Here is a 2705-nt window from a genome sequence, read left to right as displayed (position 1 = left end):
AACGGATTTTTCTTCAGCGCCTTGGAGACAACCTCGTCCATATTGTCCACCAGGGTGAACGTGAACCGCCTCGCTTCGCTGCGTGGAATCTCCTCCAGATCCTTCCGGTTCTGTCCGGGCACGATGATCTCGGTGATCCCGGCCCGCAGCGCCGCGAGGGCCTTTTCCTTCAGCCCTCCGATCGGGAGCACCCGCCCCCGGAGGGTGATCTCCCCCGTCATCGCCACGTCGTGGCGGACGGGGATCCCCGTGAGGGAGGAGACGAGCGCGGTGGCGATGGTGATCCCGGCGGACGGCCCGTCCTTCGGGATCGCCCCCGCGGGGACGTGGATGTGGATGTCGTGCCGGGCGTGGAAGTCCTTCGGAAGGCCGAGGCGGGCGGCGCGGGACCGCGTGTACGTGATGGCGGCCTGGGCGCTCTCCTTCATCACGTCCCCGAGCGACCCGGTGATGGTGACGGCCCCCTTCCCCTTCACGAGGGACACCTCGATAAAGAGGATGTCCCCTCCGGTGGGGGTCCAGGCCAGCCCCGTCGCCACGCCGACCTCGTCCCGCTCCCCTTCCGTATCGGGGAGATACTTCGGGACGCCGAGGAACTTCGAGAGGTTGCGGTGGGTCACCGTGAACGGCCCCTTTTCTCCCTCCGCGATTCTTCGCGCCACCTTCCGGCAGATGGTGGAGATCTCCCGCTCGAGGTTGCGCAGTCCGGCCTCCCTCGTGTACTGGTGGATGATCCCCAGGATCCCCTTGTCCGTGGCCTTCACCTGCTTCTCGGTGATCCCGTTCTCCTCCCTCTGCCGGGGGAAGAGGAACTGCTTGGCGATCGCGAGCTTGTCGATGTCGGTGTACCCCGAGATCCGGATCACCTCCATCCGGTCCTTGAGGGGGGGCGGGATGGGGTCGATGATGTTCGCCGTGGTGATGAACATCACCTTCGACAGGTCGAACGGGACGTTCAGGTAGTTGTCGCTGAAGGAGAAGTTCTGCTCGGGGTCGAGCACCTCCAGAAGAGCCGCGGAGGGGTCCCCGCGGAAGTCGGCTCCCACCTTGTCGATCTCGTCGAGCATGAAGATCGGGTTCTTCGTGCCTGCCTGCTTCATCCCCTGGATGATTCTGCCGGGGAGCGCCCCGACGTACGTCCTCCTGTGCCCGCGGATCTCGGCCTCGTCGCGGATCCCGCCCAAGGACATCCGGATGAACTTGCGGCCCATCGCCCGGGCGATCGATTTCCCGAGCGAGGTCTTCCCCACCCCGGGAGGCCCGACGAAGCACAGGATCGGCCCCTTCGCCTTGTCCTTGAGCTTACGGACCGCGAGGTACTCGAGGATCCGCTCCTTGACCTTTTCGAGGTCGTGGTGGTCCTCGTCGAGGATCTTCTTGGCCTTGGCGATGTTGATGTTGTCCTTCGTCTCCTTCTTCCACGGCAGCTCGACCATCCAGTCGAGGTAGGTCCGGACCACGGAAGACTCGGCGGAGTCGGGATGCATCCCCTCCAGGCGGCGAAGCTGCTTCTCCGCCTCCTTGCCCACCTCCTCGGGCATCCCCGCCGCCTTGATCTTCTCCCGGAGCTCCTCCATCTCCTCCGACTTGCCGTCGATGTCGCCGAGCTCGGTCTTGATGGCCTTCATCTGCTCCCGGAGGAAATACTCCCGCTGGCTCTTGGTCATCTCCTCCTTGGCCTGATTCTGGATCTTCGCCTGCATCTCCGCGAGCTGGAGTTCGCGGGTGAGAAGATTGTTGACCATGGTCAGACGGGCGACGGGATCCCCCTCCTCGAGCACGCCCTGGGCCTCCTCGAGCTTCAGCCGCAGGTTGCTCGCCACGAGATCGGCCAGGACTCCCGGGTTGTTGATGTTCTCGGTGACCATCAGGATCTCGACCGGCATGTTCTTGAGGGAGAGAATCTTCTCGATCTTCTCCCGGCAGGCGCGCATGAGCGCCTCGACCTCGAGAGAGCCTTCCCGGACACTCCCCTCCATCAGCCTCTCGATCCGGACGCGCACCGAGGGCTTCGCCTCGATGAACTCCACGACCCGGCCCTTGACCACCCCCTGGATCAGGATCTTGAGGCGCCCGTCGGGGAGCTTGAGCATCCGCATGATCATGGCCACGGTGCCCGTGCGGTACAGGTCTTCGGGCTTCGGCTCCTCGAGCGACGGGTCCCTCTGCGTCGCCAGGAAGATGTACCGGTCGCGGCCGAGCGCCTCGTCCACCGCCGCGATCGACGCCTCCCGGCCGACGAACAGGGGCAGCGTCATGTACGGGAAGATGACGATATCCCGCACCGGGAGGAGCGGGAGCACGCTCGGGATCTCCGGGGCGCTCTCCTTGGTCTCCTTGCCCTCCCCCTCTTCCATGCCGGCCGGGGCCTCGGCCTCCGGCGCACCGGCTTCCCCGCCCTGCGGAACGTTGATTCCGATCGGTTCGTCTGCCATGCCCGTTCTTCCCCCGCTTCCTGGGATGCTAGTGCACCGTCTCGCAAATACCTTGGCATTCGAGCGCCGCTGCATCCGCTCCCGCTTCGTTGCGCTTCTTCACCATACTCAACGGTATGCCTCAGTCGCGCGCCTTGCTGGCGCGGCGCATCGACGCTCTCGGTGCAACAAGCTATTTACGAGACGGTACACTAGTCCTCCGCCTCTATCCTGATGCGTTTCCTCTTGCCGCGCCGCTCCTCGCACTTGGGGATGCAGAGCACCAGAACG

1 protein-coding gene is annotated in these 2705 nt (G+C 64.8%); it reads right to left on the bottom strand.

Features of this window, described 5'->3' with window-relative positions; all coding sequences use genetic code 11:
- On the bottom strand, positions 1 to 2435 hold a 2435-nt coding region (gene lon, locus VJ307_06905), incomplete at its 3' end, for an endopeptidase La (protein ID HJX73870.1).
- Between the last annotated feature and the right edge of the window lie 270 nt (positions 2436 to 2705).

The sequence above is a fragment of the Candidatus Deferrimicrobiaceae bacterium genome (assembly GCA_035256765.1).
Taxonomy (GTDB): domain Bacteria; phylum Desulfobacterota; class Deferrimicrobia; order Deferrimicrobiales; family Deferrimicrobiaceae; genus CSP1-8.
Note: the sequence above shows the minus strand (reverse complement) of the source record. Positions and strands in the feature narration are given on the sequence as shown.